This is a genomic window from Burkholderia sp. DN3021 (assembly GCF_049805555.1).
Lineage (GTDB): Bacteria > Pseudomonadota > Gammaproteobacteria > Burkholderiales > Burkholderiaceae > Burkholderia > Burkholderia pyrrocinia_C.
In genome coordinates this window covers 68,020-89,397 of record NZ_JBNCAB010000004.1, presented here as the reverse complement: position 1 = coordinate 89,397, position 21,378 = coordinate 68,020, and the positions used below count along the sequence as shown (strand labels likewise).

17 protein-coding genes are annotated in these 21,378 nt (G+C 66.4%); 7 read left to right on the top strand and 10 right to left on the bottom strand.

Annotated features, from left to right (window positions below; genetic code table 11):
• Positions 1–358 precede the first annotated feature (358 nt).
• Entirely contained in the window at positions 359–2,302 is a 1,944-nt protein-coding gene (locus tag ACPUER_RS03735; protein ID WP_425130390.1) for an SMP-30/gluconolactonase/LRE family protein, read from the top strand.
• Between the two features lie 311 nt (positions 2,303–2,613).
• A complete protein-coding gene (locus ACPUER_RS03730; RefSeq protein ID WP_425130389.1) occupies positions 2,614–3,471 on the top strand; it encodes a peptidyl-prolyl cis-trans isomerase in 858 nt (285 codons plus the stop codon).
• A 21-nt stretch (positions 3,472–3,492) separates the two neighbouring features.
• Here the strand turns inward: ACPUER_RS03730 and ACPUER_RS03725 are convergent, their stop codons facing one another.
• Both ACPUER_RS03725 and ACPUER_RS03720 read right to left on the bottom strand, forming a co-directional pair.
• Positions 3,493–3,930: a GNAT family N-acetyltransferase gene (locus tag ACPUER_RS03725; RefSeq protein WP_425130434.1), complete on the bottom strand. Its 438-nt coding sequence runs from the start codon at positions 3,928–3,930 to the stop codon at positions 3,493–3,495.
• 43 nt (positions 3,931–3,973) lie between these two features.
• The gene (locus ACPUER_RS03720) at positions 3,974–4,930 is read right to left on the bottom strand and encodes a hypothetical protein (protein ID WP_425130388.1); all 957 of its coding nucleotides are present in this window, start codon (positions 4,928–4,930) and stop codon (positions 3,974–3,976) included.
• Positions 4,931–5,284: 354 nt separating this feature from the next.
• Between ACPUER_RS03720 and ACPUER_RS03715 the strand changes: the two genes are divergently transcribed.
• Both ACPUER_RS03715 and ACPUER_RS03710 read left to right on the top strand, forming a co-directional pair.
• Positions 5,285–6,577 carry an MASE1 domain-containing protein gene (locus ACPUER_RS03715; protein ID WP_425130387.1) on the top strand — a complete coding sequence of 431 codons (1,293 nt, stop codon included), beginning with the start codon at positions 5,285–5,287 and terminating at the stop codon, positions 6,575–6,577.
• Positions 6,578–6,590: 13 nt separating this feature from the next.
• A complete protein-coding gene (locus tag ACPUER_RS03710) occupies positions 6,591–7,406 on the top strand; it encodes an alpha/beta hydrolase (RefSeq protein ID WP_425130386.1) in 816 nt (271 codons plus the stop codon).
• Positions 7,407–7,452: 46 nt separating this feature from the next.
• Here ACPUER_RS03710 and ACPUER_RS03705 read toward each other — a convergent pair whose 3' ends face one another.
• From ACPUER_RS03705 to ACPUER_RS03675, 7 genes are all read right to left on the bottom strand, one after another.
• Complete coding sequence (locus ACPUER_RS03705) at positions 7,453–8,475, bottom strand: MerR family transcriptional regulator (protein ID WP_425130385.1); 1,023 nt, start codon at positions 8,473–8,475, stop codon at positions 7,453–7,455.
• A gap of 177 nt (positions 8,476–8,652) precedes the next feature.
• Positions 8,653–9,642 (bottom strand): amidohydrolase family protein, encoded by a 990-nt coding sequence (locus ACPUER_RS03700; RefSeq protein WP_425130384.1) that lies wholly within the window; start codon positions 9,640–9,642, stop codon positions 8,653–8,655.
• Between the two features lies 1 nt (position 9,643).
• Positions 9,644–10,591, bottom strand: coding sequence for a YncE family protein (locus tag ACPUER_RS03695; protein ID WP_425130383.1), 948 nt, complete (start codon positions 10,589–10,591; stop codon positions 9,644–9,646).
• Positions 10,592–10,641: 50 nt separating this feature from the next.
• Positions 10,642–11,934: an MFS transporter gene (locus tag ACPUER_RS03690; RefSeq protein ID WP_175959788.1), complete on the bottom strand. Its 1,293-nt coding sequence runs from the start codon at positions 11,932–11,934 to the stop codon at positions 10,642–10,644.
• 195 nt (positions 11,935–12,129) lie between these two features.
• On the bottom strand, positions 12,130–13,047 hold the full coding sequence (locus ACPUER_RS03685) for a dihydrodipicolinate synthase family protein (protein ID WP_425130382.1): 918 nt from the start codon (positions 13,045–13,047) through the stop codon (positions 12,130–12,132).
• A gap of 8 nt (positions 13,048–13,055) precedes the next feature.
• A complete protein-coding gene (locus ACPUER_RS03680) occupies positions 13,056–14,228 on the bottom strand; it encodes an L-rhamnonate dehydratase (protein ID WP_425130381.1) in 1,173 nt (390 codons plus the stop codon).
• A gap of 50 nt (positions 14,229–14,278) precedes the next feature.
• Complete coding sequence (locus ACPUER_RS03675) at positions 14,279–15,325, bottom strand: 4-hydroxythreonine-4-phosphate dehydrogenase PdxA (RefSeq protein ID WP_425130380.1); 1,047 nt, start codon at positions 15,323–15,325, stop codon at positions 14,279–14,281.
• 167 nt (positions 15,326–15,492) lie between these two features.
• On the opposite strand from ACPUER_RS03675, the gene ACPUER_RS03670 reads away from it, so the two are divergent.
• Complete coding sequence (locus ACPUER_RS03670; RefSeq protein WP_425130379.1) at positions 15,493–16,440, top strand: LysR family transcriptional regulator; 948 nt, start codon at positions 15,493–15,495, stop codon at positions 16,438–16,440.
• 122 nt (positions 16,441–16,562) lie between these two features.
• Here the strand turns inward: ACPUER_RS03670 and ACPUER_RS03665 are convergent, their stop codons facing one another.
• Complete coding sequence (locus ACPUER_RS03665; RefSeq protein ID WP_425130378.1) at positions 16,563–17,825, bottom strand: MFS transporter; 1,263 nt, start codon at positions 17,823–17,825, stop codon at positions 16,563–16,565.
• Between the two features lie 674 nt (positions 17,826–18,499).
• Here ACPUER_RS03665 and ACPUER_RS03660 point away from each other — a divergent pair.
• Both ACPUER_RS03660 and ACPUER_RS03655 read left to right on the top strand, forming a co-directional pair.
• A complete protein-coding gene (locus tag ACPUER_RS03660; RefSeq protein WP_175959783.1) occupies positions 18,500–19,027 on the top strand; it encodes a CS1 type fimbrial major subunit in 528 nt (175 codons plus the stop codon).
• Between the two features lie 89 nt (positions 19,028–19,116).
• On the top strand, positions 19,117–21,372 hold the full coding sequence (locus ACPUER_RS03655) for a TcfC E-set like domain-containing protein (protein WP_425130377.1): 2,256 nt from the start codon (positions 19,117–19,119) through the stop codon (positions 21,370–21,372).
• Positions 21,373–21,378: the final 6 nt, after the last annotated feature.

The window sequence follows — 21,378 nt, the reverse complement described above, 5'->3', positions numbered from 1 at the left end:
ACCAGCTGCGATATTCTCGCAGGCGAACGGCCTGATTTCTCCGGTTTCCCCCATTCCCGATCGAGCGCGCAAGTGAACATTCACTGTCGCACCGCCGCGCCCGCTGTCGGGGTGCCTGGTTGCCACGGGCGATGCGATCGAAGCCGATTCGGCGAAAAGCGCCATGGCACGGACGGTCCGCAATTTTTTTCGATTTATATAACGCTATTCTCGCCCTGCTCATTATCGAACGCAGGCCGCACGTAATACCGACTGCGCCGGATGATTCAGCGGAACAATTTACGCATCGCGGATTTCAAGCCATCCGGCCAGCCGCCCCCTCATGTGAATGTTTGCCCCATTCAGGAGAGCATCAGTCATGGTCGCTGGAAAACGTATTCAGGCTGCGTTTCTTGCCGCCGCAATCGCCGCAATCGCCGCGATCGCGCCGGCCGCTCACGCAGGCAACACCACCGACTGGCTGGCGAACACGTACGGCACGCTCGCGGCCCACGTCGGCAACGTCGCGCGCTCGATGTGGGTTGCGCCCGAAGGCGTCGTCTACACGGCGTCGATGTGGGACGAAGACGAAGGCGGTGTCGCGATCTACCAGAACGGCAAGAGCGTCGGCTCGATGGGCACGCATTCGGAATTCCAGGGCAGCGCGATCACGGGCAACGCGACGTCGCTGTTCGTCGCGCTGCAGCCCGGCAAAACCTACGGCAGCGGCGCGGTCGGGCGGTACAACCGCGCCACGAAGTATCGCGACCGCGTGATCCAGATCAGCGCGGCGACCAACCAGCCGCGCATCGACGTCGTCACCGGGCTCGCGACGGCCGGCTCGCTGCTCTATGCGAGCGACTTCTACGGCAATCGCGTGCGCGTGTTCACCACCGACGGCGTCTGGCAGCGGGACATCAACGTGTCGGGGCCGGGCGCGCTCACGGTGGATGGCGCGGGCAACGTGTGGGTCGCGCAGAAAAGCGCGGGCTCGGTCGTCGGCTTCAGCCCGGCCGGTGCGCTGCTGAACACGATCCGGATGCCGGCCGGGTCGCAGCCGTCGGCGCTGTATTTCGATGCGGCGGCCGGGCAGTTGATGGTGGGCGACGAAGGACCCGACATGAACGTCAAGCGCTATACGGTGTCGGGCCGGCCCGCGCTGGCCGGCACGTTCGGCGTGCGCGGCGGCTATCTCGACACGACGACGGGCATCAAGGGGCAGGTCGGCGCGAAACGCTTCACGCGCATCGCCGGAATCGGCAAGGACAGCGCCGGCAATCTCTATGTGCTCAACAACCCGTGGGGCGGAAGCTGGGATCTCGGCCGCAACGGCGCCACCGACATTCATGCATACAGCAGCGCCGGCAGCCTGCTCTGGACGCTGCAGTCGCTGAACTTCGAAGGCATCGCTGCGCCGGACCCGGTCACGGACGGCGCGCTGTTCTATGGCGGCACGCACGTATACAGCGGCAGCGCGGGCGGCACGTTCGTCGCGAACACCGTCGATCCGTTCGCGTACCCGTCGGATCCGCGCATCAATATGAGCGACACGCAGCGCGACGAGCATTTCGGGCTGCTCACGTCCGTCGGCGCGAACCGGATCCTCGTCGCGGCGGGGCAGAATCCGCCGGTCTTTTATTTCTTCCATTTCAACGCGGCGAACGGCTATATCGCGATTCCGGATGGATCGATTCCGGGCCCCGCGTTCAACACGACGCAGCGCGTCACGAGCGGGTTCAGCCTCGACAGCAAGGGCGGCGTGTGGGCCGGCCTGGACAAGACCGGCGCGATCTACCATTACCCGCTGACCGGCTTCGACGCGAGCGGCAAGCCGTCGTGGGGGCCGGGCGTCGCGACCCGCGTTCCCGCCAGCATCCAGCCGCTGACGCGCATCGTCTATCTCGCGGACAGCGACACGATGGTGCTCGCGCAGGGCGCGGTCGGGACCAACGACTGGACGTCGATCGGCACGCGCATCGAGGTGTATCACGGCTGGAGCGCGGGCAACACGACGAAGCCGGATCCGGTGATCACGCTGCCGCACAGCGGCGCGAAATCGATCGACGCGGCCGGCAATCATCTGTTCGTCGGTTACTGGTTCAGCAGCAGCGGGCCGCTGTGGCCTAATGTCGACGCGTTCAACCTCACCACCGGCAACCTCGACACCACGCTGGTCAACGCGAGCCCCGCGACCGTGGATACCAGCAGCGCGATCGACGCGATGTACAGCATTCGCGCGTACCGCCGGTCGAACGGCGAGTATGTGGTGATGAAGAACAACGTGAAGGGGAACAGCATCACCGTGTATCGATGGACGCCCTGACGGCGGTGCGGCCGGTGCCGGTGAAGCGTGCCTGTCGCCGCTTCGACTGGCGGCCGGGCCCGCGAAGCAACGATCGTATTCGACGTTTACGATGAACGGTGCGCGCAACGCGCGCTTCGCCGCCTTGTGCGGCCGTCCCCAACCTCCCGACGCGCAAACGCGGTTCCGTGCACAATGACAGCGGCACGGGCGGAGGCTGTCTGTGCTCGTGATGTTGAACCTGAATGAGCGGTTGCGCCGATGCGTTGCTGCGCCGGCGAACCTGCGCGGCAGCCCCATGCCGCGTTCCTTGAGCACGAAGCGATCAAACGATGAAGATGAAAACGACACCGAACCGCCTGTTGCTGATTGCCGCGCTGGCGGGCGTGCTGAGCGGTCCTACCCTCGCCCAGACGGCGGCAGCGTCGCAGCCGTCCGGCGCGACGGCAACCGTTGCGACCGTCAACGGCACGGCGATCACGCAGGCGGACGTCGATGCAGTGCTGCGCGCGTCGGGGCAGCCCGACTCGCCGCAGATCCGCGACGCGATCAAGCAGCAACTGATCACGCGCGTGCTGGTTCAGCAGGCCGCGGAGAAAGCGAACTACGCGGACAAGCCCGAGGTCAAGGCAGCGATCCAGCAGGCGAAGGCGAATGCCGAGGTGCAACTGTACGTGCGCGACAACGTGAAGCCCGAGCCGGTGACCGACGAGCAGGTCAAGGCGCGTTACGACGCGCTCGTCGCGGCGCTTGGCAAGAACGAGTACAAGCCGCGGCTGATCGTCGTCAGGGATCCGGCGACGGCCGCGACCGTGCTGAGCGAGCTGAAGTCGGGCAAGTCGTTCGACGGGCTGGCGCGCCAGTACAGCATGGCGCCGAGCCGCGATGCCGGCGGCGAGCTGCCGTGGGTGAGTTTCAATACGCCGGCGGCGGAAGGCAAGACGGGCGGATTGCCGCTGCCGATCGCGCAGGCGCTCGAGAAACTGACGGTCGGCGCAGCGACGAAGGATTCGATCCCGGTCGATGGCGTGCGGGCCATCGTGAAGCTGGATGCGAAGCGGCCGACGCAGGTGCCGGGCTTCGAGACTGCGAAGCCGGTGCTTCAGCAGCAATTGCAGGCGATTGCGGTCGAGAAGGCGAGTGCACAGATGATCGGCAAGTTGCTGAAGGACGCAAAGATCACGCAATAGCGCGGCGTCGATAGTGACGCGTCATGCGCGCCAGACGAGGCTCGCACTCGTTTCCGTTTCCGATGCAGGCCGGAAGCCGAGCCGTTCGTAGAGGCGCCGCGCCGGATTGCCGTGCAGCACGCTGAGCGATACGCACACGTTCTCGCGTGCCGCATCGGTCAGCAGTTCGCGCAGCACGGCTTCGCCGATGCCCCGGCCCTGGCGGGCAGGGAGGATCTGGATCTGATGGACGTGCCATTCGCCGGCGGAGCGCGTCACCTTCAGCAAGCCGATTGCGGTGGCGCCTTCGCAGACGATCATCGCGTCTTCGAAGTGCGCGCGGATGCGCCGGTCGTGCGCTTTGTCGTCGGTCGGCGCGCCGACCCGTTGCAAGTGCTCGGTCATCGTGAGCCGGCGGAGGGCCCGCAGGAACGGGAGGTCCTCCAAGGAGGCAGGACGCAGATCGATCGTCGGTTTCATGATGGATGACGGGTTGTGTCGGGAGCTTGATCTTCGACGCGGATCAAAGGCCGGGCAACTGAATCTGCCGGCCGGCCGGGCGATGTTCGAGAACATCCGTGACCTCGTATTCGGTTTTTGCGCCGTCCGAGGTTTGCCACTGCTGCATTCGGACATTGCAGACGAGCACGTCCCCCTTGCTGAAGCGGATCTGGCTGTTGTTCACGCGCGACAGGAAGCGGGTATCCGTGATCGCCGCGTGAATCGTCGATGAGCCGTCGTACAGTCGCCACTTGTTGTCGTCCTTGAACGCGAGCGACACGATCGAGAACGCCATCTTTCGATGTTCGTCGAGAAGGAGCGCATCGGCTTGTTCGGGCGCGAGAAACCACGCGATCTCGTTGCGGGCGACCGTCTCGATGACTTCCGTATCGGTGCCGGCCGCGAAAATCACGATGCCTTCACGCGCGAGCGGCGCAAGGACTTGTGCGGTTGCATTGCGAACGCGGACGTCGCGCAGCAGGGTGAGGACGGGCAGGTCGATCTCGAGTTCGTCGCCGTCGACGTGCAGCACCGCGGTGTGGTCCTGCATCCGCACTTGCTGGATTTCGCGCCCGCGCAGCCATTTGAGGACGGCGAAGAGCCCATTCCTTGCCCGGGGCGCGGCGACGCCGAGCGCGGTCAGGATCGTGACCGCATTGGCGAGCGCCGTGCCTTCGTTGCCGCTCAGCATGTCGCGCATGCGGCCGAGCAGCGATGTTGCGAGCGTGAAGTCGATGCCGAAGCTGCCGGTCTTGAAGCTGCCGCGCACGTTTACCTGCGGCCGAACCTGATCGCCGCACAGCGCGCGGGTCGACGCGTCGAGCAAATCGCCGATTGCAAGCAGCGCGGGTGCAAGTTCGCGCACGTCCATCTCGGACGATTGGAGCGCGGGCCCGTCGTACGTGACGCGAAATCGGCTCATGGCATCAAAGGGGCCGATATCGACCGGGCCGGTACTGTTTCCATTGCGTGTGGTCATACGGAATGCTGGCTGGAGACGTGGACGATACCTGAAACGAACGCTTTCGGATGTCTTTCATGTTAGTCGTGATCGACCGGCTGCGCGCGATTTTGGCCGTCCGGCCAGGACGACACGCTGACCTGTCCTGATAGCGTCCGGCAAACAACGAACTTTTCCGATACTTTGCCGGTCACAAGCGCCGACTTGCGGGGGTACCGCCGGCCGATCGATGCGCTTCCGGCTTCGGTATTCCCCCGTCCGCTCCCGCCGCATATGATGCGCACATCGCGTACGCGCCGGTGGCCGGCGCGCCTGCCGTTGACAACGCGGCCGGCGCGCTCGTCCGCACGGCGCAGCACACAGGAATCCTCGATGGACACCAAACGTTCCCGCCCGGGGCTCGTCGCCGCGCTGCTCTGGGCAGTGCTGTATCTCGCGACCGGCTACATCTCGCACGAGTTCAACGGCCCCGTCCGGCTGACGGGCTATATCTGGCTGCCGGCCGGCGTGACGGTCGGTGCGTTCATGCTGCGGCCGCTGCGCGAATGGCCGACGCTGGCCGGCGCGTTCCTCGTCGCGCAGCTCGCGCTGAGCGGCATCGAACACGGCAGCCTGGTCAACGCGGCGCTGTTCACGGTCGACGAAGTCGGCGCGGCCGCGCTCGCGGTGTGGCTCGTACAGCGCGTGCGCTTCTCGCTCGAAGGGCTGTATTTCCTGCGCTCGGTGATCCTCGCCGGGCTGATCGCGGGCGTCGTCGGCGCGATCGGCGGCGCGGCGTGGTACGCGACGCTCAAGGACGCGTCGTTCTTCGACGTGTGGTTCGTATGGGCAGCTTCCGATTTCGTCGGCGTGCTGCTGGTCACGCCGGTGCTCGCGTCGTGGTCGCGCTTCCGCGCGCACCGTTCGGGCGATCACGAGCGCTTCGACCTGATGCTCGGCGTCGTCGCGTTCGTGCTGCTCGCGATCGTCGCGCTCGTGATCTTCGACGGCGACACGTCGCGGAAATTCGGTACGGGCGCCGGCTTCGCGTTCACGTATGTCCCGCTGTTCCTGACCGTCGCGGTGACGCTGCTGCTCGGCGGCCGCGCGGGTTCGTCGTCGGTGCTGATACTTGCGTTGATCGTGATCGAGCAGACCGCGCAGGGCGACGGCCCGTTCGCGTCGTTCCACGAGCACTACGGCAGTTCGCTGCTCGAGGCGCAGCTCTATCTGGCGGTCGCGTCGCTGCTGGTGCTGACGGTGAGCACGCTGAAGACGACGCGCGAACGGGTGCACGAGCATGCGGCGGTGCTGCAGAACAACATGGAGCTCGCGCTCGCCAGCGCCGGCCAGATCGCATATGTGCTCGATCCGGAGTCGGGCCGGATCGAGTGGAGCGGCGACGTCGAGCGCGTGTTCGGCGTCGGCGTCGAACACGCACAGATCGCGAGCGTGCCGCTCGTGCTCGAACGCGTGCAGCCGGGCGACCGCGCTGCGCTGAGCGACTACTGGAATGCGGAGATCGCGGGCGAGGATCGCGCGTCGCTGTCGTTGCGCGTCGTGCAGCGCGACGGCGGTACGCAGACGATCACCGATCACGGCGCGCCGCTGCTCGATTCGAATGTCGACGTGACGGTGGTCGCGGGCGTCTGGCAGATCGAGCGCGTGTGGCCGGCGGACGAATGAGCGGACACGCGTCATGACAGGTCGCACGGGCGTCCTGCTGATCCACGGGCTCGGCGGCACGCAATACGATCTCGGTTCGCTGCACAAGGCGATGCGGCGCGCGGGCGGCGACACGCACATGATCACGCTGCCGGGGCACGGCACGCGCCCCGAGGATCTCGTCGGCGTGCGCGCGGAGACGTGGCTCGACGCGGTGACCGAGCAATATCGCGTGCTGGAACGCGAGTACGACACGCTGCATGTCGCGGGCATGTGCATGGGCGCGCTGGTCGCGCTGCTGCTGTGCCAACGCGTGCAGCATGCGCGCGGCCGGCTCGCGTTGCTGGCCACGCCGGTGTTCATCGACGGCTGGTCGACGCCGTGGTATCGGTCGCTGCGGCATGTGCTGTATCGCGTGCCGGGTGTGGCCGAGCGGATGCGCGTCGAGGAGGGCGAGCCGTTCGGCATCAAGAATGCGACGATCCGCGCGATCGTGAAGAAGAAGTTCGAGCGGCAGGACGGTTTCCACTATGCGTGGGTGCCGCTCGCGTGCGTGCGGCAGGTCGACCGGATGCGCGACTGGGCGCTCGAGGCCGCGGCCGATACGCGATGCCCGACGCTCGTGCTGCATGCGCGCGAGGACGAGCTGACGAGCCTGCGCTCGGCCGATTTCCTGCTGGAGAAGATGCCCGATGCGCGCGGGATCGTGCTGGAGAACAGCTATCACATGATCTGCGCGGACAACGATCGCGACGACGTCGCGCGGCACGTGCTCGAATTCTTCGGGTTCGATCCGGGGTGTGCGGTGAGTCCGGCGATGGCGCGCAGGATGGGGCGGCTGGAGTCGTGACGGTCGATGCGCCGGCCTGTCGCCGGCGCCAGGAACCGATGACGGCTTACGCCACTTCCGGCCGACGCGCGATCCGCTCGCGGATCTCGGGCGACGCAAGGCACGTGGCAACCGCTTCGTAGCCGGGGGCGCCCGGGTAAGGCGCCACGCGCGAAGGCGGGCTGTGATTGGCCGGGCACAGGATGATGGATTCGTTCGGACCAACCGCCGACAGATCGAGGATGGCCGACGAGCGCGTCAGCAGGAACAGCGGCCGCATGCCGGCGGTTGCGCGTTCGCGCAGATGGGCGATCAACGCCTGTTGCGTGGGCCGGTCGAGATCCTGTTCGATCATGTCGACGACCAGCGCGCGCGGGCCATCCGCTTCGAGACTGACGAGCAGCGCAGTCAACGCTGCCGACGGCGTCGCGCCGTTGCGGGCAAGCGCGGCCGATGCGCGGTCGACGCGCGACTTCAGTTCCGGATCGACGCGCAACGAATCGCATGCGGCAGCGCCATCGTTTTCCAGCCGATCGAGGCCGACGAACGCGGCGCCTGGCAGCGCGTCGGCCAGCCGAAGCGCCAGCCGCGTCTTGCCGCTTCCCAGCGAGCCGATGATGTAGTTCAACGGCCGGATATCGCGACACTCGAACCACTCGCCGCCCCACGGCCACGGCAGGCTGAACGCGACGCCGGCGCCGGTATCGTCGAGCAGCCGCGCCAGTTCGCCGTCGGCCGGCATCCGGCCGCGCGCAAGGCCGGCGCGGATCGCGCGCACGCTGTCGACCTTGCGCACGAGATCCTGAATGCCGTGCTCAAGCACTGCTTCGTGAGCGGCCAACGCGTCGTCCAGGCTGCGTGCATCGCCATCGAGCACGCTCGCCACCAGTGCCAGACTGAAGCCGAGCGCTCGCAGCGCCGCGATGTCGGCCGCGCGTGCGAGGTCGTCCGGGCCGTAGGCACGGTATCCGGAAGGTGTGCGCTCCGGTGTCACGAGGCCGTGCTGTTCGTACAGCCGCAGCGCCTTGACCGATACGCCGAGCTGCGCGGCGGCCGCCGATGCGCTCAAACGGGGCGTGGACGTACCCATCCGTCACCTCTCTCTGCTGTCGATTCGTTGTGGACAGCATAAAGGCGACCCCAAGGGCCGGGTCAAGCACGATTACGGGCGAAGGGGCGAATACGCGACCGCGCTGCCACCTGGCCGGCGGCAGCGGCTCGGCGTGATGCCCGATCGACGAGATGGGGAAAGGCGCGGAAAGCGGCGTTATCCGCGAGCCGGCCGGGATGGCCCATCGAGCGCAATCCGGTAAACGCGCACCGCGTTGTCATGCCAGATCGCGCGGCGTGCCGCGTCGTCGAGGTTCGCCATCGCGCGGGCGAACGTGCGCAGCAGCGCGGGATAGGACACGCGCAGGCCGGCCACCGGGAAGTTGCTGGCGAACAGGCAGCGTTCCCAGCCGAAGATCGCGATCGTGTCGCGAATGATCCGCGCGTTGTCCGCGTCGTTCCACGCGGCGTCGCGCAAGCCGAGTTCGGAAATCTTCACGGCCACGCGCGGCGACGCCGCGAGCGCTTCCATGCCGCGGCGCCAGCGCGCGAGCCCTGCGTCCGAGCGATCCCACGGCAGCCCGGCATGTTCGAGCACGACGTCGACAGCGGGTGCGTCGGCGAGCAGCGCGGCCGCGTCGCCGAGATGCCAGAACGGCACGCGCAGATCCCAGCACAGGCCGAGCGCGGCGACGCGTTCCAGCGCGGCCGGCCAGCGCGGATCGTGCAGCGTGCCGGGCCCGTCGACAGGTGCATCCGGCGACGACGCGGTGCGCGGCTTGAAGCGCACGCCGCGCACGCGCGGCCACGCGGCCTGTTCGGCGAGCCGTTCGTCCGCATCGCCGGCCAGCAGGTCGGCCCACGCGACGACTGCCGACGGCAACCCGTGCTCCGCCGCGACTTCGTGCAGCCAGCGCGTTTCCCCCAGTGCTTCGTCGCGTGCGCGTTCGGCCTCGACGTGCACGCTGGCGACGATCGGCGCGCGTTGCGCCGCGTGCCGGAAATCGTCCACGCCGAAATCGCGGCACAGCGCCGCGTAATCGCCGAACATGAAGCGCGCCGGATCGTATTGCGTCTGCAGCCACGGATAGTGCGCGCCCGCATCGAGCTTCCACAGGTGGTGATGCGCATCGACGAGCGCATCCGGCATGCCGTCGGGCGGCGACTCTTCGGGCGGCGATCCGTCGGGCGGCGCTCCGTCGCGCATGTCAGCGTGCTCCCGCGAGCACATACGATGCGTCGGGCTCGCGCAGCGTCGCCAGCGCGCCGACGAAACGCCAGGTATCGAGATCGAGTTCGCGCACGTAGTCGTCCTGGAACGACACGTAGGCGACGCGCCGCGACGGATGGAACGACAGCGCGGTCGGGTTCGCGGGCAGCGAGATGCGTTCGATCTCCTCTAGCTGGCGCGCATCGAACACGGAGATCGATCGTTCGCCCGAATTGGTCAGCAGCAGCAGGTCGCGGCCGTCCGGCGCGCTGGTCCGGTAGATGCGGTTCGGATCGCTGCGCGTCTTCACGCGGCGGCCGCAGGTCATCGTCTCCGTGTCGATCTCGACGAGCGTGTCGTCGCCGCGATTCGCGACGAACAGCGTGCGCTCGTCGGCCGACAGTGCATTGCCTTCGGGGCGCGGGCCGGGCATCACCGCGCGTGGCGCGACCGTCGCGTCGCGTGGATGGAATTGCGTGACCGTGTTCGACAGCAGGTGCACGCCGTACGCGCGGCTCGCGTCGCGTGTGAGCGTCACGAGGTGCGTCTTCACGCCGCCGGACGGCACGGCCATGTTCGGCACCGGCTGCCGGGTCGGCTCGTCGAACACGAGCAGCATGTCGTGCGCCTCGCTCATCGCGTACAACCGGCCGTCGCGGTCGCTCGCCATGCCGTGCGGCCGGTAGTACGGCCACAGGTCGAGCATGCGCGTGTGCGTGCGCTCGACGAGGTCGATCTCGGCGATCCGGTGGTCGCCTTCATGGCCGCGCGACCACGCGGTCTCGATCCCGAAGATGCCGACATACGCGTAGCGGTCGTTCGCGTCGACGGTGAACTCGTGCGGGAAGTTCGGCAGCACGATGTGCTTGAGCGCGGCTTTCGTGTCGAGGTCGTAGAAACTGAAGGTATGGGCGCATTTCTGCACCAGCAGCAGGATGTCGTTCATGGCGTGTCTCCGTTATTTCGTTCGCGGGCCTGCATATCAGGTATCAGGGTTCAGTCCTCGCAGCGCTTCGGCAGCGTCAGCGCGAGCAGGCCGGCCACCGCGAGCGTGACCGCCAGGCTGTACACACCGGCCGCCGCGCTCACGTGCTGGGTCAGCACGCCGACCGCATACGGGCCGCAGAACCCGCCGAGATTGCCGAGCGCATTGATCAGGCCGCGTGCGCTGCCGGCCGTCTCGACGCTGCACAGCTTCGGCGGAATCGCCCAGAACACGCCGGCGGCCGCCTGCAGGAAGAAGCCGCAGCCGATCAGGAACGCGAACGACACGGCCATCGATTCATGCGTGAGCACCGACAGCGCGAGGCACGCGGCGAAGCCGACGAGCGGCAGCAGCACGAACAGGCGTCGCTTGCCGGTTCGGTCAGACAAATACGACGTGACGAACATCCCGATCACCATCGCGACATACGGCAGCATCGCGAGCAGGCCGACCTTTCCCATCCCGCCGTGCGTGAGGTTTTTCAGCAGCGTCGGCAACCACATCGTATAGCCGTAGATGCCGACCTGATAGCAGAAGTTGATCGCGATGAGCAGCCAGATCGTCGGGTTGCGCAGCATCTCGCCGAACGATGCGGCGGCCGGCGTGCCGGCCGCGCGCTTGCGTTCCTGCTCGTCGCGCAGCGCGTCGAGGATGTACGCCTTCTCGCGCGGCGACACCCAGCGCGCGGTCTCCGGGCCGTCGTCGGCGAACATCATCCACGCGATCAGGCACAGCAGCGACAGCGCGCCCGCGCTGAAGAACAGGTGACGCCAGTCATACGCGGCGAGGATGAAGCCGGACAGCGGCGCGGTGATCATGCCGGCGAGCGGCACGAACATGATGACCATCGCATTCGCGCGGCCGCGTTCGCGGTCGGGGAACCAGTGGCTGACCATCGTGAGCACGACGGGCAGCATGCCGCCCTCGGCCACCCCGAGCAGGAAGCGCAGCGCCAGCAGCTGCCAGGTATGCGTGACGAGCCCGGTCAGCACCGACAGCACGGCCCAGCTCACGAGCGACCACGCGATGAACTTCTTGCCGCTGCCGAGCGCCGCGCGCCGGCCGCCGGGAATCTGCAGGAACAGGTAGCCGAAGAAGAAGATGCCGCCGGCGAGGCCGGCCATCGTCGCGTCCATGCCGAGCTCGGCGTTCATCCCGCCGGGCATCGCGAACGCGATGTTCACGCGGTCCATGTAGGAAATGATGCAGGCGAGCAGCAGCGGCGGAATCACGCGCAGCCAGCGGCGGCGCGGAACGGCTTCGCCGGCTTCGTATGCCGGGGTGGCCGGGGTCAACGAATTCATGATGTCTCCAATATTGTTGATCTGCTTCAGCGATCTTCTGATGGACCGCTGTCACGCCGTGACGAATCCGCACGGGGGTTAACCGCCGATGCGCAACGCATGCGCGCATTCCCCATCGGCGCGAACGTCTGTCCGGCCGCGCGGCGTGCGCGTCGGGCCGGAGCCGTGAAGCGCACACCGCATGCGCCCGAACGTCTAATGCCCCCAGCGCAGCACGAGCGGGTCGAGTCTCCGCGCGACGTCGAGCAGCCCGGCCCGCACCTGCGGATGCAATTCCGGCCACGGTGCGCGCGGCCGGTCGCACGCGATCACGCCGCCTTCCAGCATCAGCGCCTTCGCGGTCAGAAAGCCCGACTGGCGGTTCTCGTAGTTGATCAGCGGCAGCCAGCGTGCGTACTGCTCGCACGCTTCGTCGCGGCGCCCGGCGAAATACGCGTCGGCGATCCGGCGAATCCCGTCCGGATAACCGCCGCCCGTCATCGCGCCGGTCGCGCCGGCGTCGAGATCGGCGAGCAGCGTGATGCCTTCCTCGCCGTCCCACGGCCCCTCGATCGCGTCGCCGCCGAGCGCGATCAGCTCGCGCAGCTTCGACGCGGCGCCGGCCGTCTCGATCTTGAAGTACGACACGGCATCGATCTCGCGCGCGAGCGTCGCGAGGAACGACGCGGACAGCGCAACGCCGCTTGCGGGCGCGTCCTGGATCATCAGCGGGATGTCGAGGCCGTCGCTTACCTCGTGGAAGAACGCGCGGATCGATGCCTCCGGCACGCGAAACGTCGCGCCGTGGTACGGCGGCATCACCATCACCATCGCCGCCCCCAGCGCCTGCGCGTGCCGGTTGCGTTCCGCGCAGATCCGCGCGCTGAAGTGCGACGTCGTGACGATCACCGGCACGCGGCCCGCGACGCGCTCGAGCGTGGTGCGCGTGATCAGATCGCGTTCGTCGTCGCCGAGCGCGAACTGCTCGGAGTAGTTCGCGTGGATGCAGAGGCCCTGCGAACCGGCATCGATCATGAAGTCGATGCAGCGGCGCTGGCCGTCGAGATCGAGCGCGCCGTGCGCGTCGAAGATCGTCGGCGCGACCGGAAAGACGCCCTGGTAGCGTGCGTTCATGGTCGGCCTCATTCCACGATGTCGAACTGGTCGAGGAATTCGGTCTTCAGCGTGAGGCCGAGGCCCGGCACGTCGTCGCGCAGTTGCAGGAAGCCGTTTTCGGCCACCGGCTCGCCGTCGAAGATGTAATAGAACAGCTCGTTGCCGACCTCGACGTCGAACATCGGGAAGTACTCGCTCATCGGCGACGCGAGCGTGCTCATCGTCAGGTGATAGTTATGCATCTGGCCCGCATGCGGGATCACCGGCACGCTGTACGCCTCGCACAGCGCGTTGATCTTGTGCGCCATCGTGATCCCGCCGACGCGGTTCGTGTCGTACTGGACGACCGACACGGCCTTGCGGTCGAGCAGCTGCTTGAAGCCGTACAGCGAGAACTCGTGCTCGCCGCCGGAGATCGGAATGCGTGTGAGCTGGTTCAGCTCCGCGTAGCCGTCGATGTCGTCGGCGATCACTGGTTCCTCGAGCCAGCGCGGCTGGTATTTCTCGAGCTTCGGCAGGATCCGCTTCGCGTATTCGAGATTCCAGCCCATGTAGCACTCGAGCATCAGGTCGTTGTCGTAGCCGATCACCTCGCGGATCGCCGCGACCGACTTCAGGTTCTCGACCACCCCCTGCTGCCCGTGCGCCGGCCCGTAGCCGAAGCGCATCTTGAACGCGCGGAAGCCTTCCTTCAGATAGTGCTGCGCCTCGTCCTGCATCGCTTTCAGGTCGGTGCGGTAGAGCTTCGAGTAGTAGCAGGGGATCTTTTCCTTGGTGCGGCCGCCGAGCAGCTTGAACACCGGCTTGCCGACGCTCTTGCCGAGGATGTCCCAGATCGCGATGTCGACCGCCGAGATCGCCGCCATGCCGATGCCCTTGCGGCCCCATGCGTGGGTCGCGCGGTACATCCGCTGGTTCAGGTATTCGTAGTCCCACGGGTCCTGGCCGATCACGAGCGGCGCGAGGTACTGGTCGATGATGACCTTCGCGACGTGCGGCGCGAGCGCGACGTTGCCGAGGCCGACGATGCCGTCGTCGGTCTCGACTTCGACGACCGTCCACGCATGGAAGCGGAACGTGCTCATCGTTTCCTGCGGCGCGTACAGCAGGTCCATCGCGTTCGAGCAGAAGTTGCCCTGCGGCGGGACGGTCTTTCCCTTCCACTGGAATACGCGTGCGCGCACGGAACGGATCTTCATGATGGTGTCTCCGGGAATCGATGTTGTCGTGTATGAAAGGCGGGCGGCCGTCACGCCGAAACGGCGGGAGTGCGGCGCGCGGCGCCCATCCGGCACGCGATCTGCAGCGCCTGCCAGGTCGCGCCGACGTCGGCCGTGCCGCGGCCCGCGATGTCGTACGCGGTGCCGTGCGCGGGCGTAGTGATCGGCACGGGCAGCCCGCCCTGCACGGTCACGCCGCGCGAGAAGCCGAGCAGCTTGATCGCGATCTGCCCCTGGTCGTGGTACATCGTGACGATCGCCTGATAGTCGCCGGCCTGCGCCTTCAGGAAGATCGTGTCGGCGGGGAACGGGCCGTGGAACGGCGCGTCGGTCGGCCAGTCGCGCGACTGCAGCTTGCGCACCGCGGGCTCGATGATGTCGACTTCCTCGCGGCCGCAGCTGCCGCCGTCGCCGCCGTGCGGGTTGAACGCGGCGATCGCCACCTTCGGCGCGGCGACGCCGTTTGCGAGCAGCGACCGGTAGATCAGCTCGGATGCCTGTTCGATCCGCTCGATGCTCAGTTGGGCCGCCGCATTCTTCAGCGGGATATGCGACGAGATGCGCGCGGTCCACAGTTCGCCGAGCGTGTTGAATTCGCAGAAATAGCCGGTCACGCCGAGCGCTTCGGCGAAGTGGTGCAGTTCGTCGTCGTGCCGGAGCCCGCCGAGCTTCATCGCGTACTTGTTCAGCGGCGCGAAGCAGATCGCGTCGATGTCGCCGGCGAGCGCGGCGTCGAGGCACTGATCGAGCACGGCGAGCGTCGAACGGCCGCCGGCGGCGCCGGCGTGGCCGACCGTGACCTGCGCGGGATCGACCGTATCGACTTCGACGAACGCGGCGCGCGCGGTCGACGGCCGGCCGCGCACCGCGGCGAGCGAAGCGACGGGTTCGACGTCGACCTGCACGCCGGCGACGCGCTGGCCGGCTTCCCACAGCCAGCGATCGCCGATCAGCACGAGATTCGCGTGAGCCGCCGCGTCGGGCCGCGCGAGCAGTTTCGCGATCAGTTCGGCGCCGATGCCGGCGGGGTCGCCGAGCGTCAGCGCGACGACGGGCACGGGGGCGGCGGTCGTCATGCGGCGTCTCCTTGGCGGGCCGCGCGTCGGGCGGCGGTCGGTTTCGTGTTCATGCTGCGTCTCCGGTGGCGGCGCGTGGCCGTTCGTGTATGGGGTTCATGCTAGGTAGACGGAACGAGTCGGTAAATTGAAAACTCTTGATGAATCGATAACCTGGAGTAATCGAAATGGGCTCGATCGATCGACGAGACTCGACTCCCCAATTGCTGAACCGGCTGCGCATGCGGCAGATCGCGCTGCTGCTCGCCGTGGACGAATGCTCGACGCTGCGCGCGGCGGCCGGGCAGATGGGCCTCACGCAGCCGGCCGCGACGAAGATGCTGGCCGAACTGGAGAGCGCGCTCGGTCAGCGGCTGTTCGATCGCGTCGGGCGCGGGCTCGTGCTGAATCCGGCCGGCGCGCGCGTGCTCGGCTATTTCCGTGGAATCCGCGGCAGCGTGGAGGCGCTGAACCGCGAGCTCGCCGAGCTGCAGCTCGGCAGCGCGGGGCGGCTGGCGATCGGCAGCATCATGGCGGCGTCGCCGGGGCGGCTCACCGAGGCGCTGGTGCAGTTGAAGGCGCGCTACCCGTTGCTCGCGATCGATATCGCGGTGGATACGAGCGACCGGCTGATGCCGCAGCTTCGGGAAGGCGTGCTCGAAGTGGTGATCGGGCGCAACGTCGGGACCGATTGCGACTTCCGCGTGGTCGACGACGAGGCGCTCGCGATCATCGCGGGCCGCGACCATCCGCTCGCGGGCGCCGGGCCGGTCGAATTCGACGCGCTGCTCGATTACACGTGGATCCTGCAGCCGGCCGGCAGTCCGGCGCGCGAGGTCGTCGAGCGCGAGTTCCGCGCGCGCCACCGGCCGATGCCGCGCGGGCTGGTCGAAACGGGTTCGATCCTGACCACGATGAATCTCGTCGACCGTTCGACGATGCTCGGCGTGATTCCGCTGACCGTCGCGCAGCGCAACGCGGAGCACGGGCTCGTCACGATCCTCGATTACGAGCTCGATCAAAAACTGCCGTCGTACGGCAGCCTCGTGCGGCGCGACCGGCCGCTGAGCATTCCCGCGCAGCAGTTTCTCGCGCTGTTTCACCGGGAGGGCGCGGAGGACGACGACGGCGCTTGACGGAGCGGTTCGCCGGCCGCGCCGGTCACGCATCGCGGAACGTGGCGATGCGTGATGGCGACCGGTGCGATACGGGCGAGAGGGCTGTACGGGTGACGCAGGCGAAGCTGCGGCCAACCGCTTCAGCGTGCCGACGGCGCGGCGGGCGCATCGGCGAGTGACGGCATCGATTCCGACAGCGTCCGATCCGGACGAATCCGCAGCGCGGCGACGATGCCGATCATCAGCATCGCGACCGACCCGATGAACGGCACCGTCCAGCTACCCGTGCGGTCGACCAGATAACCGAACAGGATCCCCGCGATCGCGGAACCGGCGTTCATCATCCCGCTCGCGATGCCGGCGTGGGTCGGCGCGATGTCGCTCGGCACGGCCCAGATCGGCCCGATCGTCAGTTCGAGGCACAGGAACGATCCGGACAGGCACAGCGCAATGCCGGCCGTGGAATGCACGAACGCGAGAGGCAGCAGGCAGAGGAGCGCGCCGACGAAGCTCGCGACGATCACGCTCTGGCGCGACAGCGCGAGTTTGCCGGTCTTCCGGTAGATCCGGTCGCAGAGCCAGCCGCCAAGCGTGTCGCCGACGACGCCCGCGAAGAACACGCCGGACGCGAACAGCGCGGTCGATTTCAGGTTCAGGCCCTGGCCGTTCAGGAAGAACGTCGGCAGCCACGTGAAGAACAGCCACGCGGTCCAGCCGTAGCAGAAGTAGACGAAGATGGTCGGCGCCATCCGGCGGAACAGCGGCCCCCACGGCGTCGGATCGGACGGAGGCGCGGGGCGGGCGGCGGCGCGGGTGCGGCCGTCGTCGTCGCCGAGCGGGTGCTCGCGGAAGCCGACGATCCACCACGCGAGCCACACCAGCGTCACCGCGCCGATCACGAAGAACGCGGCGCGCCACGACAGCCACGTCATCAGCGCGGCGACGATCGGCGGCGTGACCGCGTTGCCGAGCCGCGAGAACGAATGCGTGAAGCCCTGCACGACGCCGCGCCGCTCGCGCGGGAACCAGTGCGTGATCGCGCGGGCCTGGGCGGGCAGCGTCGCGCCTTCGCCGATGCCGAGCAGCAGGCGCGCGGCGAACAGCAGCGCGAGACTGTGCACGAGCCCGGTCGTGACGGTCGAGACGACCCAGATCAGCCCGCAGCCGATCAGCGTGATGCGGGCGCCGAACCGGTCGGCGATCCAGCCGCCGCCGATCTGGCAGATTGCATACGAATACGCGAATGCGGAGAACGCGATACCGAGTTCGGTGTTCGACAACCCGAGTTCGGCCTTGATCGCGCCGGCCGTGGTCGCGAGGTTCACGCGGTCGACGTAGAGGATGAATGACAGCGCGCACAGCAGCCACAGCGTGTGGCGCCGTTGACGGTGATCGTTAGGCATGTGTCTCGCTCCGTGCCCGGGCGCGGCGTTGCACAGACGCCGCGTTGATTGGCGGAGCCAGCATCGCGCGCCGGGGAGGGGCCGTCTAATGAATCTTTTGGATCGGTTGATAACCTGAGGCATTCATTTCCGCGCGAGCGCGTTGACCTGATCCATGGCGGCGCGATTGACCGCAGGTTACGCGCAGTAGTGCTTTCCCTCGCCCCTCGATGCGTTGACGCATCGCATGCGCCGCGTGGCACGCGCGCCATTCCGAACGTCCCGCTCCACGCACGTTGCATGCGTGAATGCGCGTGGACGCGCTCGCCCGGCACGACAAGCCGCATCGCCACGCGACAGCCGCTTCCTGCCGCGGCCGGCGTCGTGCCGCTCGACGCCTGAGCGCGGCAACCACGCGTGCTCGATCCGTCGAGACAAGCGTTTTGCTTACCTCGTTTCGAACAATTCTTTAAATCGACTTAACAATCAGGGATTTAAGGGGGCGAATTTCTATTTTTAGTCCTAGTACTAGCTGTTTCGGTGCGTAACTCCGAATTCGTCCCATATTCCGCCGACGGCAATGTCCATAGACTAGCGCCAGTGGGATTTATCTCCCACGCATCGAATTTCGATTGATTAATAACTCGTCGTGGTTCGATTCCCGAAACTCATTTTTATTTAATAGAGATCATTCGATGAAACTCAGCAAACTCGTTCTGGCAATGGGCGTCACCACGGCACTGTTCGGCATGGCGCATACGGCACAGGCCGATACGGTGTCGAAGAAGATCACGCTGACCGCCCAGATCAACGACGGCATTTTCGTGTCGAAGCCGGACGGCTCGACCTGGTACGGCACGGAAGAACTGCAGGCCACCGACTACACGCAAGCCAAGTTCGAGAAGACGCTGCCGGTCCGCGTCTGGTCGAAGAACGCCGACTTCAACGTGTCGCTCGCACAACCGCTGAAGATGGCGAGCGGCCGGAATGAAATGAAGAACGCGAAGGTGTCGCTGTCCGGCAACAGCGGCGACGCTGAAGTCAAGTTCGGCGCGGTCCAGAAGATCACGCAAGTGACGGCCGGCAACGGCGGTTTCGACGAAATCCACAACCTGAAGATCAACGTCGACGCACCGACCCAGAACGGTACGAACAGCACGAACGGTAGCTACAGCGGCGATCTCGTGATGGTGTTCGAGCCGGTCGCAGCAGCAGCGCCGTAACCGTCCCTTATGGAGCCCCGATTCGATCGGGGCTCTTTCCGAATAACTCCGATGCCAGCCCCTCCCACCCCTCCATAGAAGAAATCAGCGTGGTCGCCTATCAAGCTCCTTTCCGTTTCAACAAGCTGTGGCTGGGTGCATTTCTTTTTGTTTCGTCGCACTCATTCGCAGAACTAAAAGTCACGTATGGCGTGCCTGAAGGATTCAGTGCGGCCGAACTGGACGATAGTGCGAACTATGTTGCCACCTTCAACGGGCGCACGCTGCCGGGGTTCATCAGTTATTCGTCAAAGGCCGCGTCGCTTGAATTCGACGCGGCCAAATATGCAGCAAACGGTATCTCGCCAGACGATGTCGACACCATTCGGAGCGTGATCTCGCAGCTCGACTACAAGCGCTGCAGCAAAGGCTGCGACGACTTGATAGCCGGGTACTACGTTACCGTCGACAAGCTGAAGCGGTCGATCTCGATCCGCGATTCGCGCGAAGACTACATCGCGCCGGAAACGGGTTTCGGGCTGGTCAACAACCAGGCAATCGACTTGCGGGCGGCGTCCGACGGTTACCGTGCGGTCAACGTGAACGGCAACACGTATGTCGGGCTTCCGTTCCAGAGCTTCGGCTACATGAGCTGGTACGCGAACCGTACCGAAACACGCAATTTCAGCGGCAGCCAACAGGGGCTGTCGTCGTACTACCTGCAGAAGAACTTTGCCCGAACGTATGTGCGGGCGGGCAAGCAGAACAACATCGATTACGCGGCCGGCACGGTCAACACGCTGCTGTCGCCGAGCTTCGACCAGTTCGTGACGGTCGGCAGCCAGACCCACCTGCAGGTCGACAGCAAGGCCGGCTCGCTGGTTCTCTACGCGTCTGCCGAAGGCAACTACGAGTTCTACCGGAACGGCCGGCAAATCCTGAAGCGGCCGGCGGTGCTCGGCCGCAACGAGATCAGCTTCGCCGACCTGCCGGGCGGCTACTACTCGGTCGAGGTCCGCCTCGTCGACCGCAACGGTAATGTGGTCAACCGGGAAACCCGCGAGGTCAACAACCTCAATTTCGGTGCGAACAGCGGCAACGCATGGCATGTGACGGCCGGCAAGGAGATGGGCGACGGCGGCTATCTGCTCGAGGCCGCGGTCAGCCGGAACTTCAAGCAGTTCTACCTGAACGGGTCGATGCTCGCCGGAAAGGGCGGCAAATGGGCGGCCGAAGTCAACATCACGCGGCCGATGCAACTGGGCGGCGTCGATATCACGCCCACGCTGGGCTTGTTGAGCGGCGAACGCAGCACGGGCGGCTATATCAACCTGTCGATGGCGAGCGAGGCGCTCGGCAGCCTGATGGTCAGCCGCTACCAGAACACGGAGGTGTCGCGCTTCTACGTAGGTCAGCCGAGCACGGCCGTGTCCTATAGCCGCATGTTCCGCGGCGTGACGTTCGGCTACAACTACCAGCGCTCGGCGTTCAGCGAATCGCAGCAGGCCGAGGCGCGCTGGAATTACCGGCCGAACGGCCTGTGGGGCACGTTCGCGCTCGGCGTGCAGAAGGGCGGCTATCAGGGCAGCGGCGGCTACGGCGTGTATTTCAACATGACGATGATGCTGGACAAGGCGCAGGCGAGCTTCAGCGCCGCGCATTCCGGTGGCCAGACGCAGATCAGCGGCGACGTCCGCAAGGATTTCCAGGACGGCTTCGGCACGACATCCGTCGGCCTGTCGGCGAACCGGATCGGCACCAATTACGGCGTGAACGTCTACGGCACGCGCTCCGGCACGCGCGGCGACGCGTCGCTGAACCTGGGCCAGAGCAGCGGCGGCGGCAACGTCGATTTCAACTACCGCGGCATGGTCGCGGCCAGCAAGGACGGCATTGCGTTCGGCCGTTACAGCTCGAGCGGCAGCGCGATGCTGTTGAAAACGCCGAATATCCCGGGCATGAAGTACGGGTTCAACGTCGAAGGCAGCCCGGTCGCCGGCAACAGCACGTATGCGGTGCCGCTCAATGCGTATCAGGATGTGCCGTTTGCGCGCGTGATGAGCAACAGCGAGAAGTTCGACATGAACGTCGAGGTGCCGGCGAACATCGTCCGGGCCCACCCGGGCCAGGTCTACGTGGCATCGGCGAAGGTCGACATCAATATGGTGTACAGCGGCTTCCTGAAGGATACGAACGGCAAGCCGGTAAGCGGCAAGGTGATCGAAACCGGCGACACGGTGCATCCGAACGGGCTGTTCTCGATCGTCAGCAAGACAATGCTGTCGCAGATCACGCTCGATCAGAACGGGCATCGCTACACGTGCAGCCTGAAGGACGCCAGCGGAAACGACTTCCGCTGCCAATGATGGCGC